Annotated in this window: 23 protein-coding genes; 14 read left to right on the top strand and 9 right to left on the bottom strand. The window is 68.8% G+C overall.

Translation table 11 applies throughout. The annotated features are described in order from the left end of the window. Positions 1-77: 77 nt before the first annotated feature. The 6 genes from C4B68_RS14425 to C4B68_RS14400 all read left to right on the top strand — a co-directional run bounded on the left by C4B68_RS14425 (position 78) and on the right by C4B68_RS14400 (position 4,148). On the top strand, positions 78-1,232 hold the full coding sequence (locus tag C4B68_RS14425) for a sensor histidine kinase (protein WP_373682182.1): 1,155 nt from the start codon (positions 78-80) through the stop codon (positions 1,230-1,232). Then, positions 1,225-1,968, top strand: coding sequence for a response regulator (locus tag C4B68_RS14420; RefSeq protein ID WP_099499618.1), 744 nt, complete (start codon positions 1,225-1,227; stop codon positions 1,966-1,968). The genes C4B68_RS14425 and C4B68_RS14420 overlap by 8 nt, the downstream gene beginning before the upstream one ends. Before the next feature lie 108 nt (positions 1,969-2,076). Next, complete coding sequence (locus tag C4B68_RS14415) at positions 2,077-2,277, top strand: hypothetical protein (protein ID WP_099500005.1); 201 nt, start codon at positions 2,077-2,079, stop codon at positions 2,275-2,277. Next, positions 2,274-2,882 (top strand): pilus assembly protein TadG-related protein, encoded by a 609-nt coding sequence (locus C4B68_RS14410; protein ID WP_338059749.1) that lies wholly within the window; start codon positions 2,274-2,276, stop codon positions 2,880-2,882. Before C4B68_RS14415 ends, C4B68_RS14410 begins: the two co-directional genes overlap by 4 nt. Positions 2,883-2,897: 15 nt before the next feature. Next, positions 2,898-3,494: a hypothetical protein gene (locus tag C4B68_RS14405; protein WP_099499619.1), complete on the top strand. Its 597-nt coding sequence runs from the start codon at positions 2,898-2,900 to the stop codon at positions 3,492-3,494. A gap of 3 nt (positions 3,495-3,497) precedes the next feature. Beyond that, a complete protein-coding gene (locus tag C4B68_RS14400) occupies positions 3,498-4,148 on the top strand; it encodes an OmpA family protein (RefSeq protein ID WP_099499620.1) in 651 nt (216 codons plus the stop codon). Between the two features lie 4 nt (positions 4,149-4,152). On the opposite strand, the gene C4B68_RS14395 is transcribed toward C4B68_RS14400, so the two are convergent. Continuing rightward, positions 4,153-4,410 carry a Txe/YoeB family addiction module toxin gene (locus C4B68_RS14395; RefSeq protein ID WP_099499621.1) on the bottom strand — a complete coding sequence of 86 codons (258 nt, stop codon included), beginning with the start codon at positions 4,408-4,410 and terminating at the stop codon, positions 4,153-4,155. Continuing rightward, entirely contained in the window at positions 4,407-4,685 is a 279-nt protein-coding gene (locus C4B68_RS14390; protein ID WP_099499622.1) for a type II toxin-antitoxin system Phd/YefM family antitoxin, read from the bottom strand. The genes C4B68_RS14395 and C4B68_RS14390 overlap by 4 nt, the downstream gene beginning before the upstream one ends. 655 nt (positions 4,686-5,340) lie before the next feature. Here C4B68_RS14390 and C4B68_RS14385 point away from each other — a divergent pair. Both C4B68_RS14385 and C4B68_RS14380 read left to right on the top strand, forming a co-directional pair. Then, entirely contained in the window at positions 5,341-5,934 is a 594-nt protein-coding gene (locus tag C4B68_RS14385) for a dihydrofolate reductase family protein (RefSeq protein WP_099499623.1), read from the top strand. A gap of 40 nt (positions 5,935-5,974) precedes the next feature. Next, on the top strand, positions 5,975-6,883 hold the full coding sequence (locus C4B68_RS14380) for an LLM class flavin-dependent oxidoreductase (protein ID WP_099499624.1): 909 nt from the start codon (positions 5,975-5,977) through the stop codon (positions 6,881-6,883). Between the two features lie 52 nt (positions 6,884-6,935). On the opposite strand, the gene C4B68_RS14375 is transcribed toward C4B68_RS14380, so the two are convergent. Continuing rightward, the gene (locus C4B68_RS14375; RefSeq protein ID WP_099499625.1) at positions 6,936-7,448 is read right to left on the bottom strand and encodes a DinB family protein; all 513 of its coding nucleotides are present in this window, start codon (positions 7,446-7,448) and stop codon (positions 6,936-6,938) included. Positions 7,449-8,266: 818 nt separating this feature from the next. Next, positions 8,267-9,304 carry an L-glyceraldehyde 3-phosphate reductase gene (gene mgrA / locus C4B68_RS14370; RefSeq protein WP_099499626.1) on the bottom strand — a complete coding sequence of 346 codons (1,038 nt, stop codon included), beginning with the start codon at positions 9,302-9,304 and terminating at the stop codon, positions 8,267-8,269. A gap of 176 nt (positions 9,305-9,480) precedes the next feature. On the opposite strand from mgrA, the gene C4B68_RS14365 reads away from it, so the two are divergent. The 4 genes from C4B68_RS14365 to C4B68_RS14350 all read left to right on the top strand — a co-directional run bounded on the left by C4B68_RS14365 (position 9,481) and on the right by C4B68_RS14350 (position 14,637). Then, the gene (locus C4B68_RS14365) at positions 9,481-10,254 is read left to right on the top strand and encodes an isoprenyl transferase (protein ID WP_099499627.1); all 774 of its coding nucleotides are present in this window, start codon (positions 9,481-9,483) and stop codon (positions 10,252-10,254) included. 373 nt (positions 10,255-10,627) lie between these two features. Then, the gene (locus tag C4B68_RS14360) at positions 10,628-11,953 is read left to right on the top strand and encodes a PhoH family protein (RefSeq protein WP_099499628.1); all 1,326 of its coding nucleotides are present in this window, start codon (positions 10,628-10,630) and stop codon (positions 11,951-11,953) included. 448 nt (positions 11,954-12,401) lie between these two features. Then, complete coding sequence (locus C4B68_RS14355; RefSeq protein WP_099499629.1) at positions 12,402-13,106, top strand: aggregation-promoting factor C-terminal-like domain-containing protein; 705 nt, start codon at positions 12,402-12,404, stop codon at positions 13,104-13,106. A 136-nt stretch (positions 13,107-13,242) separates the two neighbouring features. Beyond that, positions 13,243-14,637, top strand: coding sequence for an AI-2E family transporter (locus tag C4B68_RS14350; RefSeq protein WP_099499630.1), 1,395 nt, complete (start codon positions 13,243-13,245; stop codon positions 14,635-14,637). 174 nt (positions 14,638-14,811) lie between these two features. Here C4B68_RS14350 and C4B68_RS14345 read toward each other — a convergent pair whose 3' ends face one another. Together C4B68_RS14345 and C4B68_RS14340 are read right to left on the bottom strand one after the other, a co-directional pair. Continuing rightward, entirely contained in the window at positions 14,812-15,345 is a 534-nt protein-coding gene (locus C4B68_RS14345; RefSeq protein WP_099499631.1) for an alkyl hydroperoxide reductase, read from the bottom strand. Positions 15,346-15,350: 5 nt separating this feature from the next. Next, positions 15,351-15,905 (bottom strand): peroxiredoxin, encoded by a 555-nt coding sequence (locus C4B68_RS14340; RefSeq protein WP_099499632.1) that lies wholly within the window; start codon positions 15,903-15,905, stop codon positions 15,351-15,353. Positions 15,906-16,064: 159 nt separating this feature from the next. On the opposite strand from C4B68_RS14340, the gene C4B68_RS14335 reads away from it, so the two are divergent. Further along, positions 16,065-17,012 (top strand): LysR substrate-binding domain-containing protein, encoded by a 948-nt coding sequence (locus C4B68_RS14335; protein ID WP_099499633.1) that lies wholly within the window; start codon positions 16,065-16,067, stop codon positions 17,010-17,012. A gap of 53 nt (positions 17,013-17,065) precedes the next feature. Here the strand turns inward: C4B68_RS14335 and C4B68_RS14330 are convergent, their stop codons facing one another. From C4B68_RS14330 to C4B68_RS14320, 3 genes are read right to left on the bottom strand one after another with little or no spacing between them, the layout of a single operon-like run. Beyond that, positions 17,066-19,393, bottom strand: a complete 2,328-nt coding sequence (locus tag C4B68_RS14330) for an ABC transporter permease (RefSeq protein WP_167459089.1) — start codon at positions 19,391-19,393, stop codon at positions 17,066-17,068. After that, positions 19,390-20,076, bottom strand: coding sequence for an ABC transporter ATP-binding protein (locus tag C4B68_RS14325; RefSeq protein WP_099499634.1), 687 nt, complete (start codon positions 20,074-20,076; stop codon positions 19,390-19,392). The genes C4B68_RS14330 and C4B68_RS14325 overlap by 4 nt, the downstream gene beginning before the upstream one ends. Beyond that, complete coding sequence (locus C4B68_RS14320) at positions 20,073-20,600, bottom strand: PadR family transcriptional regulator (protein ID WP_099499635.1); 528 nt, start codon at positions 20,598-20,600, stop codon at positions 20,073-20,075. The genes C4B68_RS14325 and C4B68_RS14320 overlap by 4 nt, the downstream gene beginning before the upstream one ends. A gap of 303 nt (positions 20,601-20,903) precedes the next feature. On the opposite strand from C4B68_RS14320, the gene C4B68_RS14315 reads away from it, so the two are divergent. Then, complete coding sequence (locus tag C4B68_RS14315) at positions 20,904-23,228, top strand: transglycosylase domain-containing protein (RefSeq protein ID WP_099499636.1); 2,325 nt, start codon at positions 20,904-20,906, stop codon at positions 23,226-23,228. Positions 23,229-23,326: the final 98 nt, after the last annotated feature.

Below are 23,326 nucleotides of genomic sequence, written 5' to 3'. Positions count from 1 at the left end.
TCAACGCCCTCCAAGCCCTGTGCCGCCAGGCATTCGCCGTACGCCTCGCGGCCATAGCGATAGGCGCCCCCTTCGCGATGACGAACGCGACAGACGGCCCACCCCGCTACGCGGTCCTCGCCGCGGCCGTCCTCGGCGTCATGGGTTCGTACGCCATGCTCAGAGACTGGGACCGCTTCGGCCCCCGCCTCCTCGCCCACCCCACCCTGATGGCCGTGGACCTCACCTTCGGCGCGATCCTGCTCCTGACGGCATCCCCGGCGTCCCCCCTCGCCTACGCAACCGTCTGCACCCCACTCCTGGCAGGCCTGCTGTACGGCTGGCGCGGCTCAGGAGTTTTCACGGGCCTCCAGCTGATCGTCCTGCTCACGGTCTTCCGGGCATGGGAACACCGCCCCGGCGCAGGCGCCAACACCCTCCTCGTCGCGGGCTTCTGCATCGGCGCCGGCATCATCGGCGTAACGCTCCGCAACCTGATGTTCCGCTTCGGTACGGCCAGCCAGGCTCTCTCGGAGGCGAACTCCCGCCTGGCCGTGGCGGAGGCCGTGGAGTCCGAACGGGCCCGCCTGGCCCGCGATATGCACGACTCGGTGGCGAAGACGCTGCACGGCCTGGCCCTGGCGGCGGAGGCCCTGGCGGCCTCGGCGGATGCCTCGGACCCCCACACGGTCAAACGCCAGGCGACGACGGTGGCGAGCGCGGCACGCAGAGCGGCGACGGAGTCCCGAGCCCTGCTGACGGACCTGCGCCGCCACACGGACCTGACCACCCCCGACACGGACATCCTGTCCGAACTCCATGCCCATACGGCGGACTTCGAGTCCCGTACGCACCTGCCGACAACACTGCACCACACAACCGCGGGCGCGATCCTGTTCCCCCGCACCACGGCCCGTCACGTCCTGGCGATCGCCTCCGAGGCCCTGGAGAACGCCCACCGCCACGCTGAAGCGACCCAGGCGACGATCGAACTGGACGTCTCCGCGACCGAGTTCGGCCTACGGATACAGGACGACGGAGTGGGTGTTCCTCCCACCGTCACCCTCGACGACCTGTCGAGAACCGGCCATTTCGGCCTGCTCGGCATGACGGAACGCGCCGCGTCCCTGGGCGGCCGCATCGCCCTGAACCGTTCCCCGCAGGGAGGCACGGAGGTCCACCTGACCCTCCCGCTCCCCGCGGCCGTCCCGCACCCTCCCCCCACTCCGCAAGAGGAGGCCGCACATGCCTGACCAGGCACTTACCGGCCCGCCCCTCCGTGTACTGGTGGCCGACGACAACCCGGTCGTCAGGGCCGGCCTGACCGCACTCCTGGGCGGCCACCCGGACATCGAGGTGGTCGCGGCGGCGGCAGACGGCGCAGAAGCCCTGAAGGCCACCGCACACCTCACCCCGGACGTCGTCCTCCTCGACGTCCGCATGCCCGGCACCGACGGGCTCACCGCCCTCCCCGAACTGGCCCGCATGGCCCCCGTGATGATGCTGACGTACAGCCGCGAACCCGAGGTCGTGGCGGAGGCCCTGCGCCGAGGCGCGTCCGGCTACCTGGTCCACGGCGAATTCACGGCAGCGGAACTGATCACGGCGGTACGAGACGTACGCGACGTACGCCACGGCGGCCGCCCAACTGTCCCGGATTCACTCGGAGTTTCCCACGAACCGAGCGAACTCGCTTCGCATCTGCAACCATCTGTGGCACAGTCGTCAAAGGCTCAACCCTTGTACGCGGCGGGACTTCACCGCCGTGCCCCCAACCGGCCCGACTTCGGCCTGAGTTCAAGGGAGGTGGAGGTGATGGACCTCATCGCGGCCGGCATGAACAACCGCCAAATCGCCGCCACCTGCTTCATCACCGAGAAGACCGTCAAGAACCACATCAACCGCATCTTCGCGAAACTGCACAGTTCCTCACGCAGCGAAGCGATCGCCCACTGGCTGGGCACGGCCCACGAGGGGTGGCCCCGATGACCCCACCACCCGCCGGAAGTTGGGCCCCTGGGCCCACCCGGAGTAGGCGTCTTCTCACGTACGGTGCTCGGGTCGGTGGTTGGCGTGCCGGGTGGGAGGGCAGTGACGATGAACAGGTTCGACAGGTGGACGCGGACCGTTGTCTCCCGGGTGCGGGGGAGCGGGCGGGACGCGGGGGCCGGGTTTGTGGAGTATGCGGGCCTGATGATCATCATTGCGGGGATTTTCACGTTGATCGACAGCCTCGGATTGGACGGGCTGATCTCAACGGCGATACTCAACGCGGTGAACGACGTCATCGGCGGCTGATCTCCGCACGGCTGCGCAGCGACCGAGGGGCGACTCTCCCCATCTATATCTGGCTGACGGGGATACTGCTCTTCGCTGCGTTCGCCTTCTTCGCATTCGCCCAAGCAGCGTCCGCCCGTAACGGAGCTCAATCCGCGGCGGACGCTGCGGCGTTGGCGGCGGCACAGGACGCCCGCGACGAGCTGATGGACCGCCTGGGAGAGGCCGTCGGCCAGGACGACAACTGGCTGGACTGGCTCGATGGCGAGCTCGACCCCGAGGGAGCGGGTGCGGCTGCCGCGGCTCAACAACTGGCCGCCGAGAACGACTCATCCCTTCTGGGCGTTCAGCCCGTCACGAGGAACGGCTATCCCGGGTTTCAGGCCGACATCCAGACCAACTACACGGTCGGCGACTCGATCATTCCCGGCACGGAGGGTATGAAGGCCACGGCCCACGCCGTCGCCGTCATCAAGCCGCGCTGCGATTTCGATCTGGACGCGGATCCCGAGAAACCCGTCGAACTGGACTGTGACGGCGAGATCGTGGAAATCGATCCCGGAGACTTCGATCCGGACGAGCTGCCGGACGCGTCCGTGCTGTTCGCCGTGCATCTGGCCGAGTGAGAGGAAGCCATACCGATGGACTTTCGGCACACCATGAAGGGCCGCAGGGCGCTGAGTGCGGTGGCGGTCACGGCTGGGCTGCTCCTCACGGTGGCCGGCTGCGGCGGGGGCGGCGATGAGGGCTCCGACAAGGGAGCATCGTCTCCGTCGGCTCCCGCGAAGAGCGGCAGTGGTAACGGCGGCTCGGAATCCAAGGCGCCGGAGTCCGATGCGGTGCTTGCCGAGGTGAAGGGCGAGAACGGTCTGACGCTCACGATCACCTCCGCCAAGCGCGACCAGGGAGGCTTCGTGACAGTCGAGGGGACGGTCACGAACAACACGGACAACGCCTGGATCGCGGCGAACTGGCGTGGCGACGAGCGTGAGTTGTCGAAGAACGGCGCATCCATCGCGGGCGCCAGCCTGATCGACCAGAAGGGCAAGAAGAAGTACCTCATCCTCCGGGACACCTCAGGCCGGTGTCTGTGTACGCAGTTCACCGGCGGCGTCCGCCAGGGCGCGACCGCCCAATGGTTCGCCCAATTCCCCGCCCCACCCACCGATACCACCAAGGTCGACTTCCAGGTCGGCGCCATGCCCCCCGCCTCCATCGAACTCTCCGAGGGCGAGTGACCCATGGCCGCCCTCCCGCCCCGCGCCACCGCGACAATGCTCACGGCCCTCGCCGTACTGGTCACGCTCACCCTCCCCGGCGGCCCGGCCTATGCCGACGACGAGGACCCGAGCGCACCCCCGGGCAGTGTGACGACGTCCCCGCCCCCGGAAGTGGACGCGAACAGCCCCGGCCTCAAGCTCGCCGACGGCGCCACACTCGCCGAAGCCAAGGTCCTGGACATCAAGTCGGTCGTAGAGGACCTGGGTGGCGAGGAGCGCCGGGAGGACACCAACGCGGACGTGACGTTCGCGTTGCAGGCAGAGGTGCTGTTCCCCAAGGACAGCTCGAAACTCAACCCCGAGGCCCGTTCACGTATCCAGGCGATCGCGGACGAGATCAAGGCGCAGAACACGACGACGGTCAGGGTCTTCGGCTTCACCGACAACCTAGGCTCGTACGCCCACGGCCTGACCCTCTCCAAGAAGCGCGCGGACGCGGTCCACGACCAACTGGCGGCTTCCCTGGGCTCGACGAACATCACCTTCGAGGTACGCGGCTACAGCGAGGACTACCCGATCGCCGACAACACCTCGGAACAGGGCCGCCGCAAGAACCGCCGCGTGGAGGTGACGTTCCCGAGGGGCACGGCGTCAGGATCCAACGTGGACTGAGGTCCTATTCGTACTGGTAGCGGGCTTGGAGCACGATCACCTCGGCGTCCCGGGGGAGGTACACCAGCCGGTGTTCATCGGTGATACGTCGGGACCAGGCTCCGGCCAGTGCGTGCTTGAGCGGTTCGGGTTTGCCGATGCCTTCGTACGGGTCGCGGAGGGTGTCGTCAATGAGGCGGTTAATACGCTTGAGGATCTTCCGGTCGGCGGTCTGCCAGTGGACGTAGTCCTCCCACCCTTGCGGGGTGAAGGCCAGCTTCACCGGCGGTCCTCGTTGCTCTCGTCGCTCTCGTCGCGAATGAGTCCGCGGCTCTCGTACTCGCCGTCCAGGGCGTGCTGGAACGAGCGGAGCAGTCGGCGGGCGTTCGCAGGGGAGCGCAGCAGGTAGGAGGTCTCAAGGAGAGCCTCGTACTCGTCGGCCGCGACAAGGTACGCGCTGCCGTTCTTGGAGACGATCTCTATGGCGCTCTGGTCGCTGTTGACCTCTTCGATCAGAGGGAAGAGCCGGCGACGGGCCTCACTGGCAGTGATCGACACGGTACTAACCTCCTGGAGCGATGGTACAAGAAACGGTACCACTACTAACGGGCCCTGTGCGCGGGCCATTCAGGGCCGCTGCCCCCTTCGTGGGCTTCTGCCGATGGCTCGCTCGCCGCCAATGCCTCGGCCTCCTGGAGGATCTCTGCGCTCCATTCCTGAATCTCCGGGAGGGGGCGCCGATCTCCGCTGCCTTCGCCTGTAGCAATTCCTCCAGCAGATCGCGTTGCAGTTGCCGCTCGACCGCCGTGCTGACGTACGCCGAGAAGCCGCGGACGCCCACCCGCTGCCTGATCGCGGCGACGCGGCCTGCGGGCATGGAAACGCGGACCCTCTGGACTGCGCCCTCGCCCTGGCCGTACTGCTCGATGCTGGTCACGCTGCCAAGCGAGCGCCTATGTGCCGTCTGCCGTCCGCTATTACGGGGTCGAGGTATCGCCCGCCCCCTCTCCCGGCAGCCGCATCGACCCCACCCCGCAGACGGCCGCTTTCCCGCCCTGCGCCTGCCCGAGATGCGGAGCGTCCCCGCAACCGGGATGACACCCGCACGCGCGCCCGGGACGCGGCGACACGGTCCGCCGCGTCCTGGTCGAGTGGCCGAGTCACCTGGGACCATGCCCCGAAATGGCCCGTAAACGACTCCGGCGAGGTCCCCATGAGCAAGATCATCCTGATGATGTCGGTGTCCCTCGACGGATACATCGAGGGGCCGAACCGCGAGATCGACTGGCACATGGTCGACGCCGAGCTGCACCGGCACTTCAATCACGAGATCCGGAAGCTGGGTGCCCTGCTGAGCGGGCGGGTGACGTACGAGTTGATGGCCGGGTTCTGGCCCACGGCCGACGAGGACCCGGAGGCTGCGCCCGAGGTGGTCGAGTTCGCCGGGATCTGGCGGAACATCCCCAAGGTGGTGTTCTCGCGGACGCTGGAGCGGGGCGAGCGGCACACGACGATCGTGCGGGAGGTCGTGCCCGAAGAGATCCAGGCGCTGAAGGAGCGGTCGATCGGGGATCTGGGGCTCGGCGGGGCCGATCTCGCCGCAGAGTTCATGCGCCAAGACCTCGTGGACGAGTTCTGGCTGTACATCCATCCCGTACTGATCGGCCGTGGCAAGCCGCTCTTCCCCGAGACGGATACCCTGACCCGCCTCCGGTTCATCGAGGCACGCCTCTTCGGCAACGGTGTCGTACAGCTGCGGTATGAGCGCGCGGATGTCGCCGATGCAGCCAACGCCGAAGAAGGATAAAGGAGTTGTACGGCGGCGGGGCACCCGCTAGGAACGTCGTATGAGCCCTGCGAGCCCTGTGAGCGCCCCGAGCCGTACGACCGCACTCGGTGCCGTGTTCCGGCCCCAACTCCCCCCGGAGCGGCTGCGAGCCATGGCGCGCGTCGCGGACGACGCGGGTCTCGAGGAGCTGTGGCTCTGGGAGGACTGCTTCCTCGAAGGCGGGATCTCCGCCGCGGCGGCCGCGCTCGCGTGGACCGAGCGGCTGCGGGTCGGCGTGGGTCTGCTGCCCGTACCCCTGCGGAACGTCGCCGTCACCGCGATGGAGGCCGCCACGCTGCACCGGCTGTTTCCGGGGCGCGCCGTCCTGGGCGTCGGCCACGGCGTACAGGACTGGATGGGGCAGGTCGGCGCGCGGGCCGAGTCGCCGCTGACGCTGCTGCGCGAGCACCTCGACGCGTTGCGCGCGCTGCTGCGGGGGGAGCGGGTGACCACCGACGGGCGGTACGTGAAGCTCGACGGTGTCGCCCTCGACTGGCCGCCGGCCGGGGCGCCCGAGGTCCTCACCGGCGCCACCGGGCCCCGTACGCTCCGGCTCTCCGGGGAGGCCGCCGACGGCACCATCCTCACCGCCTCCACCACACCGGACGAAGTACGGCGGGCGCGCCGGCTCATCGACGAGGGGCGGCAGGCGGCCGGACGGACCGACCGGCACCGGGTGGCCGTCTACCTCCACACCGCCACCGGGCCCGACGCCGCCGCGCGGCTGCGCGCCCAGATCGAGGCCAACGGCGAGGATCCGCTCCCCGAGCACGGGGTCGCCGGTGCCCCGGGCACTGTCGCCGAGGCCGTCCAGCAGCTCGTGGACGCGGGAGCCGACACCGTCATCCTCCAGCCCACCGCCGACGAACCGGATCCCGAGGGCTTCGTACGGTTCGTGGCCGAGGACGTACGCCCGCTGGTCCCCTAGCCGGCGAGGGTGGCGGACCGCCTGCCGCGGCCCTGTCCGAAGGACGGCGGACTCAGCCCGGCCGGTGATCCCCCGTCCGCCCGTCGATCAGCTCCCGGAGGATGTCCATGTGCCCCGCGTGCCGGGCGGTGTCCTCGACCATGTGGATGAGCACCCAGCGCAGCGAGACCGTCGTGCCGTTCCACGACGTGCCCAGCTCGTCGAGCGACAGCTCGGAGATGGTGCGGTCGGCGGCGGCGCGGGCGCGGCCGTAGAACGCGACGATCTGCTCCGTCGTCTCGCCCTGGCCGGCGCTCATGTCCTCGTTCTTGAACGGGTCGAACCACAGGGGCTCGACCTCGCGCCCGAACGTCGAGCAGAACCAGCCGTACTCGACGGACGCGAGGTGCTTCACCAGGCCGAGCAGGTTCGTGCCCGACGGGGTCATCACCCGTCGCACCTGCTCGTCGTCGAGGCCTTCCAGCTTCCACAGCACGGCGTCCCGATGCCGGTTGAGACTCGCGTGCAGACTTTCCTTCTCGCCCCCGGTGTACGGCACCCGGACAGCCCCTTGATGAGTCGTCATGTCCGGAAACTAGCAGCGGCCACTGACAGCGAAGGGCGGCAGGAACCCACAGGAAAATGCCTCGCACGCGCGCGTGCCGGTTGAGAAGCTCCCTTTCCCGCTGGCGGAAAGCGACCCCCGCCCGCGTTTCCACATCGTTATCGATGACGGCTCGCCTCGGCTGTTCGCGTCACATAGGTTCAGACCAAGCTAATTCGCGTGAGCAAAGCTGCGCTTGTGGCACCGCGCAGTGGAGGGGGCTGAGCGGCGCTGCCCCTCTGGCGTGACGTCACGCGGCCATGGCCGCGAAGTCGGCGACGGCGTCAAGCGGGCGTTCGCCACTGGCATCACCCTCGCGGAGTACGTCCCGGCGGGTCGGCGCGGACATCGCAACCGGGTGCAAACCCATCGGATCTCTCCGGATCCCCCGCGTTTCCCTTTGAATTAGTTGTGATTCAGCCATGATCGGGCCCGGAATTGCGGCTTCCGCGCCCACCGGGGCGTCGTCGGCCGATTTCGGAGAGTAGTTGTGGCACGCCGATGCGCGCAGCATCACTTACGAAGGGTTATGGTGGAAACCCCCCCTCGGGCCGGTCCGTCTCCCCCCCCACGGACCGGCCCGTTTTTTCTGCCCACGCGCGGCACCCCCCACGGACGCCCCCGTGCGCCCCCCGACACCACGGGCGCCGGCTCCGGTGACTCAGCGCCCCGGCCGCTCGTTCCGGCGCCGCCCGACCACTCCGACCAGGCGAGCTACGGCCGCCTCGACACGGCGACAGGCGACCGCCTCGACGCGGCGAGGGACGAACCCCCCGGCCGCCGCCGGCCACCGCCCCGGCTCAGCTCCGTCCGGCCCAGATGTTCGTCCCCGGCGTCGACACCGCGAACGCGTCGATCTCCTTCAGCTCCTCGTCCGTGAGCGGCGGCGCCGCCAGCGCCGCCACGTTCTCCTCCAGCTGCGCCACGCTGGACGCGCCGATGAGGGCGGAGGTCATCCGCTCGTCGCGCAGCACCCAGGTGAGCGCGAGCTGGGCAAGGGACTGGCCGCGGCGGGCCGCGATGTCGTTCAGCCCGTTCAGCCGTCGTACGACCTCGTCGCTCAGCAGGTCCGGGTCCAGCGACTTGCCCTGCGTGGCACGCGAGCCCTCCGGGATGCCCTTGAGGTACTTGCCCGTCAGCAGACCCTGCGCGAGCGGCACGAAGGAGATGCAGCCCATGCCGGCTTCCTCGAGCGTGTCGAGCAGCTCGTCCTCCTCCGTCCAGCGGTTGATCATCGAGTACGACGGCTGGTGGATGAGGGGACGGACGCCCATCTCGGTGAGGATGCGGGCGGCCTCGGCGGTCTGTTCGCTGGTGTACGACGACACACCCACGTACAGCGCCTTGCCCTGCTGGACCGCGGACGCGAGCGCGCCCATGGTCTCCTCCAGCGGAGTGTCCGGATCGAAGCGGTGCGAGTAGAAGATGTCGACGTAGTCGACGCCCATCCGCGTCAGCGACGCGTCCAGGGACGAGAGCAGGTACTTGCGCGAACCCCACTCGCCGTACGGACCGGGGTGCATCAGGTACCCCGCCTTGGTGGAAATGACCAGTTCGTCACGGTAGGGCGCGAAGTCCTGCCGGAACAGCTTGCCGAAGTTCAGCTCGGCAGAGCCGGGCGGCGGCCCGTAGTTGTTCGCGAGGTCGAAGTGCGTCACGCCCAGGTCGAAGGCGCGGCGCAGGATCGCGCGCTGGGAGTCCAGCGAGCGGTCGTCGCCGAAGTTGTGCCACAGGCCGAGCGAGACGGCGGGCAGCTTCAGCCCGCTGCGCCCGCTGCGCCGGTATTCCATCGAGTCGTACCGTCCTGTTGCGGCCCGGTATACAGACATGTCGTTCATGCAGAGGAACCTACGACAAGCCACTGACACCTCACAGCAACGGCCCAGCCCCGGGGCCAGGGGTGTTCTCCGGGGGAACACGGCCGGGGGTAGGCTTCGCCCCCGGGGAACGCCATACGGACAGGGACTGCGTGCCCGGCGCGCCTGTCTGATCCGCACGGAGGGGCTGACAACACGTGAACCTGCGCGACAACCTGCGCCGTCTGCTGGTCAGGTTCTATGCACGCAGGGTGGAAGGCAACCTCGACCACGCCCAGGTGCCCAAGCACATCGGGGTCATCATGGACGGCAACCGGCGCTGGGCGAAGGCCGCGGGTTCCACCACGGCCCAGGGCCACCGGGCCGGGGCCGACAAGATCGGGGAATTCCTCGGCTGGTGCTCCGAGACCGATGTCGAGGTCGTCACCCTGTGGCTGCTGTCCACGGACAACTTCGACCGCCCGCAGGAGGAGCTCGGCCCGCTGCTGGGCATCATCGAGGGCGTCGTACGCACCCTGGCCGCCGACGGCCGCTGGCGTGTGCACCACGTGGGCACGCCCGACCTGCTGCCCGCGCAGATGCAGACGGCCCTCAAGGAGGCCGAGGAGTCCACCGCGCACGTCGACGGGATAGTCGTCAACGTCGCCATCGGCTACGGCGGCCGCCAGGAGATCGCCGACGCCGTCCGCTCGATGATCCTCGACGCCGCCGACAAGGGCACCTCGCTGGAGGACCTCGCCGACACGGTCGACATCGACCTCATCGGCAAGCACCTCTACACCCGCGCCCAGCCCGACCCCGACCTGGTGATCCGTACCAGCGGCGAACAGCGGCTGTCCGGATTCATGCTCTGGCAGACCGCGCACTCCGAGTACTACTTCTGCGAAGTCTTCTGGCCGGCCTTCCGCAAGGTCGACTTCCTGCGCGCCCTGCGCGACTACGCGGCGCGACACCGCCGCTACGGCGGCTGAAACCGGCGGATTCCGCCGCTACGGAGGACGGCCTCGGCTGCGCCCGCGGCTGACCTCGGCGGCCTTCGGGGCCCACCTCACCGGCCCCCGGGGACCATACGTCATCAGGAGTTAACGAACGCGCCGTCATATGCCGTGGCATGGCGTGGCGCGTTCGAGGGCATAAGCCTTCCAGGTCGATGCCCGAATCACGGGCGTCGTGTCTCAGCGGGCGGCACGGGGCCGTCCGCCCGGGAGGCCCTTTGCACCAGCCCGACCGTGCGGTCAGTACGGACGAGACGGAGGGCCGGTTCCCGGCCCGCGCGAAGCGGCCGGAACCGGTCCAGCTCCTCTCCGTCGCTCCCCGACCTCATCCGAGGGGGTACGTCCTTCCGTGGTGACCAGCACAAAGCGCCACAAGCCAGACCGGCGCACCTATGTTCTCGACACCAGCGTCCTGCTGGCCGACCCGCATGCCCTGAACCGCTTCGACGAGCACGAGGTCGTGCTTCCGATCGTCGTGGTCACGGAACTGGAGGCCAAGCGGCACCATCCCGAACTCGGCTACTTCGCCCGGCAGGCCTTGCGTCTGCTCGACGAGTTCCGGGTGCGGCACGGCCGCCTCGACTCTCCCATCCCGATCGGGGACCTCGGCGGGACCGTACGCGTCGAGCTCAATCACTCGGACCCCAGCGTGCTGCCCAGCGGCTACCGTCTGGGCGACAACGACTCCCGGATCCTCGCGGTCGCCCGCAATCTGCAGGCCGAGGGGTACGACGTCACCGTCGTGTCGAAGGATCTGCCGCTCAGGATCAAGGCCTCGTCCGTCGGACTCCTCGCCGAGGAGTACCGCGCCGAACTCGCCATCACGGGCTCCTCCGGCTGGACCGGAATGTCCGAACTGACGCTGTCGGGTGAGCAGGTCGACGTCCTCTTCGACGTAGGCCACGCCTACGTCCCCGAGGCTTCCGAGCTGCCGGTGCACACGGGCCTGACGATCCAGTCGGAGCGCGGCAAGGCGCTCGGGCGCGTGACGTCCGAGGGCAACGTCCGTCTCGTACGCGGCGATCGGGAGGCGTTCGGCATCAAGGGCCGCAGCGCGGAGCAGCGCATCGCCCTTGATCTGCTGCTCGACCCCGACATCGGGATCGTGTCGATGGGCGGCCGGGCCGGCACCGGCAAGTCCGCGCTCGCGCTCTGCGCGGGCCTGGAGGCCGTCCTGGAGCGGCGTCAGCACCAGAAGATCATGGTCTTCCGGCCGCTGTACGCGGTGGGCGGACAGGAGCTGGGCTATCTGCCCGGCTCCGAGTCCGAGAAGATGAGCCCCTGGGCGCAGGCCGTCTTCGACACGCTCTCCGCGGTCACCAGCCGCGAGGTCATCGAAGAGGTCACCGCACGCGGCATGCTGGAGGTCCTGCCGCTCACCCACATCCGCGGCCGCTCCCTGCACGACGCCTTTGTGATCGTGGACGAGGCGCAGTCACTGGAACGGAACGTCCTGCTGACCGTTCTGTCCCGAATCGGCGCCAATTCGCGGGTTGTTCTCACCCATGACGTGGCGCAAAGGGACAATCTGCGCGTCGGTCGATATGACGGAGTCGTCGCGGTCGTAGAGAAGTTGAAGGGCCATCCGCTGTTCGCGCATGTGACCCTCAACCGGTCCGAACGATCCCAGATTGCTGCCCTTGTGACCGAAATGCTGGAGGACGGGCAGATCTGACCCTGAGTGGTGAACTTGGGGTGGCTACTGGCTGGTTTGCGCCGTCCGGCAAAGGCGAAGAGCCTAGCCGGGCGGCGTCTTGGCGTGTGCTCGTTTCCGGAAAACGCCTGGGGCAAACGAGGTGTGAGCTTTCACACCCGGCGGGGAATTGCCTTGCGCCGCCGGATTGCGGCAGAGTCTCACTCCTGTCAGGCCCCGCATACGACACACCTGTACCCCTGGGGGTACCGCCCAGGCCCTCAGGGCTCTGGGGGAGGTACGGCACAACAGGAATCGCAGAACTCCATAGAGCCGTCGTATGCCGCCCGAGCACCACGCGGCGCTCCCCTCGCGGGAGTTGCCCACCGGGCCCGTGCCTCCCGTGACCCCGCAGTTGGGAGGCCAGCGCCAGGGGCACGATTGCGTCCGCGAGGGTCACCTACAGCGGGCGATGCTGGAAGGAAATCGTGTGAGCCGGATTTCGGTCCGGGGATTCGCAGTGGCCTCGGCCACCGCGGTCACCGCTGTCGGAAGCGTCGTCGGAGTTGCCTCGGGCAGCACCGCCCAGCCGATCGATGCCGAGGCGACGGCAAGCGACTCGACCCTCCTCGCGGACATACCTGCCGGCCAGCAGGCCCAGGTGCAGACCGCGTCCCTGACGCAGCAGGCCGACGCACAGGCCATCGCCGCCGACGCGAGCGCCAAGAAGGACGCGGAAGAGGCCGCCCGCAAGCAGGCCGCCAAGGACGCGGTCGCGAAGCAGGAGGCCGCGGAGAAGGCCGAGCAGGCGGCGAAGGAGGCCAAGGAGCGCGAGGAGGCCGAGGAAGCGGCCAGTCGCTCCGCGACGCGTGACGCCTCCAGCTTCGCCGTCCAGTCTTCGTACTCCATCGCGCAGATCCAGGCGATGGCGCGCCAGATCGTGCCGGCCGACCAGTTCCAGTGCTTCAGCAACATCGTGGACCACGAGTCCGACTGGAACTACAAGGCGGTCAACCCCTCCTCCGGCGCGTACGGCCTCTTCCAGGCCCTGCCCGGCTCCAAGATGTCGTCCGTCGGCGCCGACTGGCAGACGAACCCGGCCACCCAGATCCAGTGGGGCCTCAACTACATGAACGACCGGTACGACAGCCCCTGTGGCGCCTGGTCGTTCTGGCAGGCCAACCACTGGTACTGAGCCCCACGCCGTACGTCGGCCGCTCAACCTTGCGAAGCCCCTCACCGTCTTAGGGTGAGGGGCTTCGGCCCTGTACGGTCGGATCCGACGACTCCAGGGGGGAGTGGTGGGGAGCAACGGGGGAAGAGGACGGATCATGTCTCGAGTGCCAGGGTGGCTCGGCCGGCTGGGGGCCGGACTGTCCGAGCTGGGGGACCGGTTGGACAAGCGCCGGGCCGAGGTGGAGAAGGAGGCGGCGGGCTCGCCGGACGCCGGGGAGGCGCACGAGGTCCGGGGCGGCGAATCGGCTGACTCGGAGGCGGGCGCCGAGACATCCGCGCCCTCGCCCTCGCCCTCGCACGAGGTCCCCGCCGGGCAGGCATCCGCGGCTGCCGCGGCGCGTGTGCCCGTCGCGGCCGCCGAGCGTCGTCCCGATCCCGCCCTCGCCGTGCCGTGGGGTGTGCGGGTCGCGGCCGAGGCCGGCTGGCGGCTGCTCGTACTCGCGGGCACCGTCTGGGTGTTGATGCGCATCATCAGCGCCGTACAGCTGGTGGTGCTGGCCTTCGTGGCCGCGCTGCTCATCACCGCGCTGCTGCAGCCGACGGTGGCCCGTCTGAAGCATTACGGGGTGCCGCGCGGGCTCGCCACGGCGCTCAGCGCAATCCTCGGCTTCGTCATCATGGGGCTGATCGGCTGGTTCGTGACCTGGCAGGTCCAGGAGAACATCGACAACCTCTCCGACCAAATCCAGGACGGCATCGACGAGTTGCGCAAGTGGCTCCTCACCAGCCCGTTCCATGTGACGGACAAACAGATCAACGAGATCGCCAAGAATCTGCGCGAGGCGATCGGGGCGAACACGGACGCGATCACGTCCGCGGGTCTTGAGGGCGTGACGGTCATCGTGGAAGCCCTCACGGGCATCCTCCTGACCGTGTTCTCCACCCTCTTCCTCCTCTACGACGGCAAGCGCATCTGGCAGTGGACGCTCAAGCTCGTCCCGGCCGCCGCGCGGGAGGGGGTCGCCGGGGCCGGGCCCCGGGCGTGGCGGACGCTGACGGCGTACGTGCGCGGGACGGTGATAGTCGCTCTGATCGACGCGACCTTCATCGGCCTGGGGATCTACTTCCTGGACGTCCCGATGGCCGTCCCGCTCGCCGTCTTCATCTTCCTCTTCGCCTTCATTCCGCTGGTGGGTGCGGTGGTGTCGGGGGCGCTGGCGGTCGTCGTCGCGCTGGTGACGCAGGGGGTCTTCACCGCCGTGATGACGCTTGTCGTGGTCCTCGCCGTGCAGCAGATCGAGGGGCACGTGCTGCAGCCGTTCATCCTGGGGCGGGCCGTTCGGGTTCACCCGCTGGCGGTCGTGCTGTCCGTCGCCGCGGGGGGTGTGGTGGCCGGGATCGGGGGCGCGGTGGTCGCCGTCCCGCTGGTCGCCGTCACCAACACGGTGGTCGTGTACCTGCGTTCGTACGCCCAGGAGCCGGGCCTCCGCCAGGCGCCGGAGCCGCGGGGCGCCACGGCGGTGGACGCGGCCGCGCCACCGCGCGGGTAGAGCTGAAATCAGCCCCTCCGGCGTTTGAGGAGCGGGGTCTGGGGCGCTGCATCGATCAGCGGCTCCGCCGCGGGCCCAGGTACGGGACGGGCAGGGGCGGAGGGGGCGAAAAGGCCTTGAGCCCCGCCCACCACAAAGGGTGAACAGGGCTCAAGAAGGAAACGCCCGCGGAGGCTACTCCGCGAGAACAGCCTCGGTCTCCAGCGTCGTACCGACCGCCTGGACCACCGCAGCGATCTTGAACGCCTCCTGGATCACCTCACGGGAGAGCCCCGCATTGCGCAGCACCTGCTCGTGCGAGTCGAGGCACAGGCCGCAGCCATTGATGGCGGAGACGGCGAACGACCACAGCTCGAAGTCGACCTTGTCGACACCGGGGTTGCCGATGACGTTCATCCGCAGCCCCGCACGCAGCGTGCCGTACTCGTGGTCCGAGAGCAGATGACGCGTCCGGTAGAAGACGTTGTTCATCGCCATGACGGCCGCCGCGGACTTCGCCGCGGTGTACGCCTCCGGCGAGAGGTTCGCCTTCGCCTCCGGCTCCAGCTCCCGCAGGACGATCGGGGAACGCGAGGCGATGGCGGTCGCCAGCACGGTGCCCCACAGCTGCTGCGCCGGCAGATCGGAGTTGCCGATGACCGAACCCAGGTTGAGCTTCAGGTCCTTGGCGTAGTCCGGAACGGCGGACTTGAGGGAGTCGAGCGACATGTCAGTCACTCACCGGCCAGCAGGGCGACCGGGTCCAGGGTCTCGTCGCCCTTGCTCCAGTTGCACGGGCACAGCTCGTCCGTCTGGAGCGCGTCGAGGACCCGGAGGACCTCCTTCGGGTTACGGCCGACGGAACCCGCGGTCACCATGGTGAACTGGATCTCGTTGTTCTGGTCGACGATGAACACGGCACGCTTGGCGAAGCCGTCCTCGCCCTCGATGCCGAGGTCACGCATGAGCTCGTGCTTCGAGTCGGCCATCATCGGGAAGGGCAGGTCGCGCAGGTCGTCGTGGTCCTTGCGCCAGGCGTGGTGCACGAACTCGGAGTCGCCGGAGAAGCCGAGCACCTGGGCGTCACGGTCGGCGAACTCGTCGTTCAGTTTGCCGAAGGCCGCGATCTCGGTCGGGCACACGAAGGTGAAGTCCTCGGGCCATGCGAAGACGATCTTCCACTTGCCCTCGTAGGTCTTGTGGTTGATCTGCTCGAACTCCTTGCCCTTCTCCAGCGAGACACAGGCAGTCAGATCGAACTCGGGGAACTTGTCACCGACAGTGAGCACACGCTCTCCTTGCAGCGAAGATACGCTCCGTTGACGAGCCGTATCTCATGGGTTGGACGATCTCGATCCTGGCACAGGGTGCATTGATTACGGAAATAGCTACACTCGGTTCAGTTGATCGGTGACAACTATCAGTGACAGTTAGTAAGGGGTACGGCCATGGCCGCGGCCAAGAACACCAACGGGCGCCGCCAGCCCAGCCTCTCCCAGCTGCGCGCCTTCGCGGCCGTCGCCGAGCACCTTCACTTCCGCGACGCCGCCGCCGCGATCGGCATGAGCCAGCCCGCGCTGTCGGGTGCGGTCTCGGCGCTGGAGGAGATCCTCGGGGTGACCCTGCTGGAGCGTACGACCCGCAAGGTGCTGCTCTCACCCGCCGGCGAGCGTCTCGCCGTACGCGCCAAGGCGGTGCTGGAGGAAGTCGGGGCGCTCATGGAGGAGGCCGAGGCCGTGCGCGCGCCCTTCACCGGGGCCCTGCGCCTCGGTGTCATCCCGACCGTGGCGCCGTACCTCCTGCCCACCGTCCTGCGCCTCTGCCACGACCGCTACCCGGACCTCGACCTCCAGGTGCACGAGGAACAGACCGCGAACCTGCTCGAAGGGCTGACCTCCGGCCGCCTCGACCTGCTGCTGCTCGCGGTCCCGCTCGGAGTGCCCGGCGTGGTCGAACTCCCGCTGTTCGACGAGGACTTCGTCCTCGTCACCCCGCTGGACCATTGGCTGGGCGGCAGAGAGGGGATCCCGCGCGAGGCCCTGAGGGAGCTGAATCTGCTGCTGCTCGACGAGGGGCACTGTCTGCGGGACCAGGCCCTGGACATCTGCCGGGAGGCGGGCCGCGCCGACGCGCCCGTCACCACCACCGCCGCGGGCCTGTCCACCCTCGTCCAGCTCGTCGCGGGCGGTCTCGGCGTGACCCTCCTCCCGCGTACCGCGGTCAAGGTCGAGACGACCCGCAGCAACCAGCTCCTCACCGGCTACTTCGCGGACCCGGCACCGACCCGCCGCATCGCCCTCGCCATGCGGGCGGGCGCGGCGCGCCGCGCGGAGTACGAGGAACTGGCCGCAGCGCTGAGAGAAGCGCTGCGGCCGTTGCCCGTACGGGTGTTGTGAGCCTCGGGGGCTCCAGGGGTTTCGAGGCTCCAGGGATTCCGGAGCCTCGGGGACTACTCCGTACGCAGCCCGTCCGGCCGCATCAGTCGGATCAGCGGCGGCAGGCTGAGCGCTGTCACCAGCACCACGACTCCCGCGCCGATGCCGGTCATCGACAGCACGCTCGCCCAGTCCACGCCCACCGGGGTGTTGGTCATCTTCAGCAGGACCGTGCCTAGGGACAGACCCACGGCCGTGGCCAGGATGAGTCCCAGGGCGATCGGGATGGCGGTCTGCCACAGCACGGACAGGCTCAGCGTGCGGCGCCGGGTGCCGAAGGCGACCAGGGACGACAGCAGCTTCTTGCGCTCGCGCAGCTGCTCCAGCTGGGAGACGAGCAGGCTCGCGCCGATGAGGATCAGCACGCAGGTCGCGCCGACGAACAGGCCGGTGCGGATGGAGGTGAAGCGATTGGACTGCTCGGTCGCCGACCAGGTCTGGGGATGGGCGAGCGGATCGAGCTTCGCCGCGGCGTTGCGGACGAACTCGCGGGCCTCCGGCACCGACGCGTCGAGGGAGAGGTAGACGGTCGCGGACGCGGCCGACGCCGCCCCCTTGGGCAGGGCGCCGGGAGTGAACAGGAAGCCGCCGCGCTCGTTGCCCTGCGGATCCTTATGAGCGTCCGCCCGCTTGATGTCCTTCGGTACCGTCCAGGCGATCTCCCGGCCCTTTTCGTCGCTGCCGGAGGACGGGTCGATGTACAGCGACGCGCCGGCCTTGCTCAGCTGCTCCGTGTACTCGTCGTACGGGGCGTTCCGTACGGCGAAGACGTCGCCGTCGCTGCACGACGGCAGCTTCGCCGCCTCACGCAGGGCCGCGCAGTCGCCGACGGTCACACTGGCGTACTGCTCCGGTTCGTCGCGCCCGTTGCCCAGCGAGGCCGTCGACAGGGTCGTCGTGTCCGTGACGCCCCTGGTCCGTGACAGGGCCTGGACGGCCTCGGCAGCGGTGACCTTCTCCGGTACGTCCAGTGACATCTGCGCCCGGGTGAGGTCGTTCGCGCTGGCCTTGGTGTAGTCGTCGTCGACGCCGGCGAACAGCATCTGCAGGGCGATCGCCCCGGCCACCGCCACCGCGATGCCGTTGACCATGCGGGCCGCGGTGCCGCTGCTCAACTGGAGCCTGCGGACGGCCAGTTGCCAGGAGACGCCACCGGAGTTCAGCCGGGCGACGACCGCCTCGACGAGCCAGGGCAGCAGCGCGGTGACCCCGACGAGCAGGAGCACGACACCGCCGACGACCAGGTACTCGTTGAACTGCCCGTTGTCCCGCCCCTGCCCGATCATCGGGTACAGCATGGCGAGTCCGGCCAGCGGCAGCAGCAGCCGCCACCACAGCCGGCGCCGCGGGGGCCGGGCCGCCCGGACGACCCCGAGCGGCTCGATGACGACACCGCGCAGCGCGAAGAGCGTCACCGCGACGGCGGCGGCCGGGACGGCGAGGGCCACCAGGACCACCAGGGCGGGCGTCGGGGTGAGGTCGCCGGGGTAGACGCTCATCCCGAACACCGAGACCATGCCCACGAGTTGACGTCCCATCAGGAAGAACCCGGCGCCGAGCAGCAGCCCGAGCAGCGCTCCGGCCAGCGCCTCACCGGCGGCGATCCGCCGGGTCATCCGGCCGTCCGCGCCGATCAGCCTGAGCGCCGCCAGCCTGCGGTCGCGCCGCTCGCCGCCGAAGCGTACGGCCGCGGCGATGAAGACGCCGACCGGCATCAGCAGCACCACGAAGACGATCAGCACGAGCAGGAGCAGGATGGGGTCCAACCGCTCGGGCGGGGAGGTGGACCCGAAGGCGTCGATGCGATCGACCCCGCCGGCCGACTCCGAGGTCGCGTTCAGGTCCTTGGTGCCCGCGTAGTAGGAGAGTTCGTGCGGATCGATGAGTCCGACGTCGGCGATCGTCCCGGTGACGCGGTAGGGCAGCCGCTCGCGCAGCAGCGTCCCGTCGGAGGACTTCAGCATCCGGCCGAGGGCGGGCGAGACGACCATGTCACCGGCCGCGGGGAACTGCTCCACCCCCGGCGGCAGCGGTGCCCGGTCGCCTTCGGGCTGCAGCAGTCGTCCGCGTATGTCCTGGTCGTGGAAGGTGGTGTCCACCCTGCCGAGGATCAGCGTGCGGTCCGACCGCTCCATGACCTCCCCGCTGAACATCCAGTCGTCGCGGTCGCGTCCACGGTCGTTCCGGTTCGCCAGTGCGCTCGGTATCGCCGTGGTGAGCAGCAGCAGCGCCACCCCGAGGCCGACCCCGAAGGCGGTGAGGGTGACCCGCACCCAGGCCTCCCGGCCCCCGGTCATCGCGAACTTGACGCCCATGGCCAGGTCTCTGGACCACTTGGTCATGCGATCCGCTCCATGTCCCGGGACCTGCCGTCGCGTACGACGATCTCGCGGTCCGAGTACGCGGCCACCCGCGCCTCGTGCGTGACCAGGACGACGGCCGCGTTGGTGGACCTCGCCGCGTCCGTCAGCAGTTCCATCACGCGCTCGCCGTTGAGCGAGTCGAGCGCGCCGGTCGGCTCGTCGGCGAACAGCACGCGCGGGCTGGTGACCAGGGAGCGGGCCACGGCCACGCGCTGCCCCTGGCCGCCGGAGACCTCGCCGGGCCGCTTGCCTTTGAGGTCGTCGACCTCCAGCCGCTCCATCCACGACAGGGCGGTGCGCTCGGCTTCTCTGCGCCCCGTCCCGTTCAGCCGCAGCGGCAGCGCGACATTCTCGACACAGGTCAACTCCGGGACGAGCTGCCCGAACTGGAAGACGAACCCGAACTCGCTGCGGCGCAGCGCACTGCGCCGAGCGTCGTTCATGGTCGCCATCTCGCGGCCGTCGTACATGATCGAGCCCGAGTCGGGTGTGACGATCCCGGCGAGGCAGTGCAGCAGCGTGGACTTGCCCGAGCCGGAGGGGCCCATCACGGCGACGACCTCGCCGGGGTGGATGGAGAACTCGGCGCCGTCCAGAGCGGTCGTCGGTCCGTACGTCTTGTGCAGCTCCGACGCGGTGAGCAGGGAACCGAGGGGAGTCATCGAGCGGTCACCGCCTCGGCGAGTTTGTCGAGACGCGCGGCGGTGAGTTCCAGCCACCGCAGATCGGCCTCGAGGTGGAAGAGGGCGTGGTCGCAGATCAGCTGGTCCGCGAGATCGCCCTTGCGCTTGCGCTCGGTCAGCATGCGCATCATGCGCAGATGCTCCGAGCGCTGGGTGTCGAGGATCTCGCTCGCGTCGCGCCGCGTGAGCAGCGCGAGGACGACCTTGGTGTACAGCGTCGACTGCAGATACGGCTCGGGCTTCTCCGGCGTCGCGAGCCACTGCTGTACGTCGGTGATCCCGGCCTCGGTGATCGCGTACCGCTTCCGCTCGGGCCCGTCGCCCGCCTCTATCCCGTCGACCTCGACGAGCCCGTTCTTCAGTAGCCGCGACATCGTCGAGTAGACCTGGCCGTAGTGCAGCGGCCGGTCATGACCGAACTTCTCGTCGAAGGCCCGCTTCAGGTCGTAACCGTGGCGTGGCCCGGACTCCAGGAGCCCTAGGAGGGTGTGACCGATGGACATGACACACCACTATACACACCACGTATACATGGCGTGTATACGTGCCATGTATACGTGGCGCGTATGCGTGCCCGTGCAGGGTGTCCAACCGCTCACATCTGATGCATCGCGGCAACCTTCCACCCCTTTCGCTCGTCGGTTTCATTGAGGTGGGGGCGCAGTACGTGCTTGATGTCACGTCCGGAAAAGGCCGGATCAGCTGCCCTTTGTCATAGATGTCATGGCGCGCGGTGTTAGCTTGCTGAGCTGACCTGAGCGATGAACCGGTGTGGCCCACGAGACTGAAGCGGAGCGGATCGACCCATGGGACGAGCGGAAGAGAGACGAGCGCGGCAGGCGCGTGGCCGCCGCGCGGCGCCCAAGCGCTCGTCCGGGGCGACGGTGGTCGGCTCCACGGGCGTCGGCGGGAAGGCCGCGGGCAAGGCCCGCCGCAGCGGCATACGCCGGTTCGTCAACTGGAAGACGATCCTTGGGACGTTCTTCGGCTTCTGCCTGCTCGGCATGGGCGCCTTCATCGTGCTCTACATGGTCGTCGACATACCCGAGGGCAACGCGGCCGCGAAGCAGCAGAGCAACATCTACAAGTACAGCGACGGCTCGCTGCTCGCCCGCACGGGCGAGGTCAACCGTGAGCTCGTCGACCTGGACAAGGTGCCCAAGGGCGTCCAGAAGACCTTCGTCGCCGCCGAGAACAAGTCGTTCTACAAGGACGCGGGCGTCGACCTCAAGGGCACGGCCCGCGGTGTTCTCAACACCCTGTCCGGCAAGGGCAAGCAGGGTGGTTCGACGATCACCCAGCAGTACGTCAAGAACTACTACCTCAACCAGGACCAGACCGTCTCGCGCAAGCTGAAGGAACTGGTCATCTCGTTGAAGGTGGACCGCCAGAAGTCCAAGGACGACATCCTCGCGGGCTACATCAACACCAGCTACTACGGCCGCAACGCGTACGGCATCCAGGCCGCGGCGCAGGCGTACTACCGCGCCGACGCGAGCGACCTGACGGTCGAGCAGGGCGCGTATCTCGCCTCGCTGCTGCAGGCCCCGAGCCAGTACGACTGGGCGGTCGCCACGGACACCGGCAAGCGGCTGGTCAAGGCCCGCTGGAACTACACCCTCGACAACATGGTCGAGGAGGGCTGGCTGGACGCCGCCGAGCGCGAGGCCATGAAGTTCCCGGTGCCCAAGCCGCCCAAGGGCGCGCCCGGCATGGAGGGGCAGACCGGCTATCTGGTGAAGGCCGCCGAGAACGCGCTCGCCAAGCAGCTCGTCGCCCAGGGCACGGCCGAGGACCTGAGCGACGCCCAGGCCAGGGTCGAGGCGGGCGGCTGGACCATCACGCTGAACATCGACAAGAAGAAGCAGGCCAAGCTGGAGAAGGCCGTCAAGGCGCAGCTGACCAGCAAGCTGGACCCGGAGAAGCGCAAGGTCGACGCCAACATCCAGGCCGGTGCCGCGTCCGTCGATCCCAAGACGGGCAAGGTCGTGGCGATGTACGGCGGTCAGGACTACTTCAAGCACTACTACAACAACGCGACCCGCCGTGACTACCAGGCCGCGTCGACCTTCAAGCCGCTGATCCTCGCGGCGGCCCTGGAGGAGCAGGCCGAGACGCAGAGCGGCAGGCCGATCACGGCGAACACGATCTACGACGGCACGAGCAAGCGCCCGGTCGTGGGCAGCGACATCGGCTTCGCGCCGCCGAACGAGGACGACCGCTCGTACGGCGACGTCACCGTCCAGACCGCGATGAACAAGTCCATCAACTCCGTCTTCGCGCAGATGGGCGTGGACGTGGGCATGGACGAGGTTCTCAAGGTCGCGGGCGAACTCGGCATGGACACCAAGGGACTTCAGGCGGTTCCCGCGCAGACCCTCGGCTCCATGGGCGCGAGCCCGCTGGAGATGGCCGGTGTCTACGCCACGCTCGACAACCACGGCAAGAAGGTCACCCCGGCCCTCGTGGCATCGGCCGAACACAAGGACCGTACGGTCGAGTTCCCGGACCCGATCGGCGAGCAGGTCATCAGCCGGGAGGCCGCCGACACGGTCACCTCGGTGCTCACCGGCGTGGTCGACGACGGTACGGCGAGGTTCTCGGTGCGGGACAACCCGGACCGTGACGGCCAGCAGGTCGCCGGCAAGACGGGTACGTCCGACAACAACAAGTCGGCCTGGTTCACCGGCTACACGCCGAAGCTGGTCACCTCGGTCGGCCTGTTCGGCGAGGACGCGAAGAACCAGAACCAGGTCTCGATGAGGGGCGCCACGGGCCTCGCCGCCGAGGGCGGCCGGGTCAACGGTGGCGGCTACCCGGCCCAGATCTGGGCGGCGTACACCTTCGACGCGATGGGCAAGGTCACCAGGTTCGACCTGGACACCACGTCGGGTGCGGCGGTGGAGCCCACCGAGAAGCCCACGTACACGTGGACGCCGAGCAGCACCCCCTCGTCGTCGGAACCGACCACCGAGGAACCGACGACCGAGGCACCGACGAGCAGCGCCCCGCCCACCCCGACGGACAAGCCGACGACGACCGAGCCGCCGACCAAGGAGCCGACCGCTCCGGTGCCGACGCCGACCGACGACATCCCGGAGGATCCGCTGGATCCGAGGAAGAGCGATTAGCCGACAGCATGCGAAAAGGGGTGCCCGGCGACTTGCCAGGCGCCCTTGTGCGTGGGCGATCACGGTCGAAATGTGCACGATCGCGGTCGATATGCGCC

The organism is Streptomyces dengpaensis (assembly GCF_002946835.1).
GTDB classification, from domain to species: Bacteria; Actinomycetota; Actinomycetes; order Streptomycetales; family Streptomycetaceae; genus Streptomyces; species Streptomyces dengpaensis.
Note: the sequence above shows the minus strand (reverse complement) of the source record. Positions and strands in the feature narration are given on the sequence as shown.

What these genes read in the sequence shown, in the direction of transcription:
- C4B68_RS14420 (WP_099499618.1), top strand. Translation starts at nt 1,225, where the DNA reads ATGCCTGACCAGGCACTTACCGGCCCGCCCCTCCGTGTACTGGTGGCC.
- C4B68_RS14400 (WP_099499620.1), top strand. Translation starts at nt 3,498, where the DNA reads ATGGCCGCCCTCCCGCCCCGCGCCACCGCGACAATGCTCACGGCCCTC.
- C4B68_RS14320 (WP_099499635.1), bottom strand. Translation starts at nt 20,600, where the DNA reads ATGTCCATCGGTCACACCCTCCTAGGGCTCCTGGAGTCCGGGCCACGC.
- C4B68_RS14315 (WP_099499636.1), top strand. Translation starts at nt 20,904, where the DNA reads ATGGGACGAGCGGAAGAGAGACGAGCGCGGCAGGCGCGTGGCCGCCGC.
- C4B68_RS14325 (WP_099499634.1), bottom strand. Translation starts at nt 20,076, where the DNA reads ATGACTCCCCTCGGTTCCCTGCTCACCGCGTCGGAGCTGCACAAGACG.
- C4B68_RS14385 (WP_099499623.1), top strand. Translation starts at nt 5,341, where the DNA reads ATGAGCAAGATCATCCTGATGATGTCGGTGTCCCTCGACGGATACATC.
- C4B68_RS14415 (WP_099500005.1), top strand. Translation starts at nt 2,077, where the DNA reads ATGAACAGGTTCGACAGGTGGACGCGGACCGTTGTCTCCCGGGTGCGG.
- C4B68_RS14345 (WP_099499631.1), bottom strand. Translation starts at nt 15,345, where the DNA reads ATGTCGCTCGACTCCCTCAAGTCCGCCGTTCCGGACTACGCCAAGGAC.
- mgrA (WP_099499626.1), bottom strand. Translation starts at nt 9,304, where the DNA reads ATGAACGACATGTCTGTATACCGGGCCGCAACAGGACGGTACGACTCG.
- C4B68_RS14350 (WP_099499630.1), top strand. Translation starts at nt 13,243, where the DNA reads ATGTCTCGAGTGCCAGGGTGGCTCGGCCGGCTGGGGGCCGGACTGTCC.
- C4B68_RS14380 (WP_099499624.1), top strand. Translation starts at nt 5,975, where the DNA reads ATGAGCCCTGCGAGCCCTGTGAGCGCCCCGAGCCGTACGACCGCACTC.
- C4B68_RS14425 (WP_373682182.1), top strand. Translation starts at nt 78, where the DNA reads ATGACGAACGCGACAGACGGCCCACCCCGCTACGCGGTCCTCGCCGCG.
- C4B68_RS14375 (WP_099499625.1), bottom strand. Translation starts at nt 7,448, where the DNA reads ATGACGACTCATCAAGGGGCTGTCCGGGTGCCGTACACCGGGGGCGAG.
- C4B68_RS14405 (WP_099499619.1), top strand. Translation starts at nt 2,898, where the DNA reads ATGGACTTTCGGCACACCATGAAGGGCCGCAGGGCGCTGAGTGCGGTG.
- C4B68_RS14335 (WP_099499633.1), top strand. Translation starts at nt 16,065, where the DNA reads ATGGCCGCGGCCAAGAACACCAACGGGCGCCGCCAGCCCAGCCTCTCC.
- C4B68_RS14330 (WP_167459089.1), bottom strand. Translation starts at nt 19,393, where the DNA reads ATGACCAAGTGGTCCAGAGACCTGGCCATGGGCGTCAAGTTCGCGATG.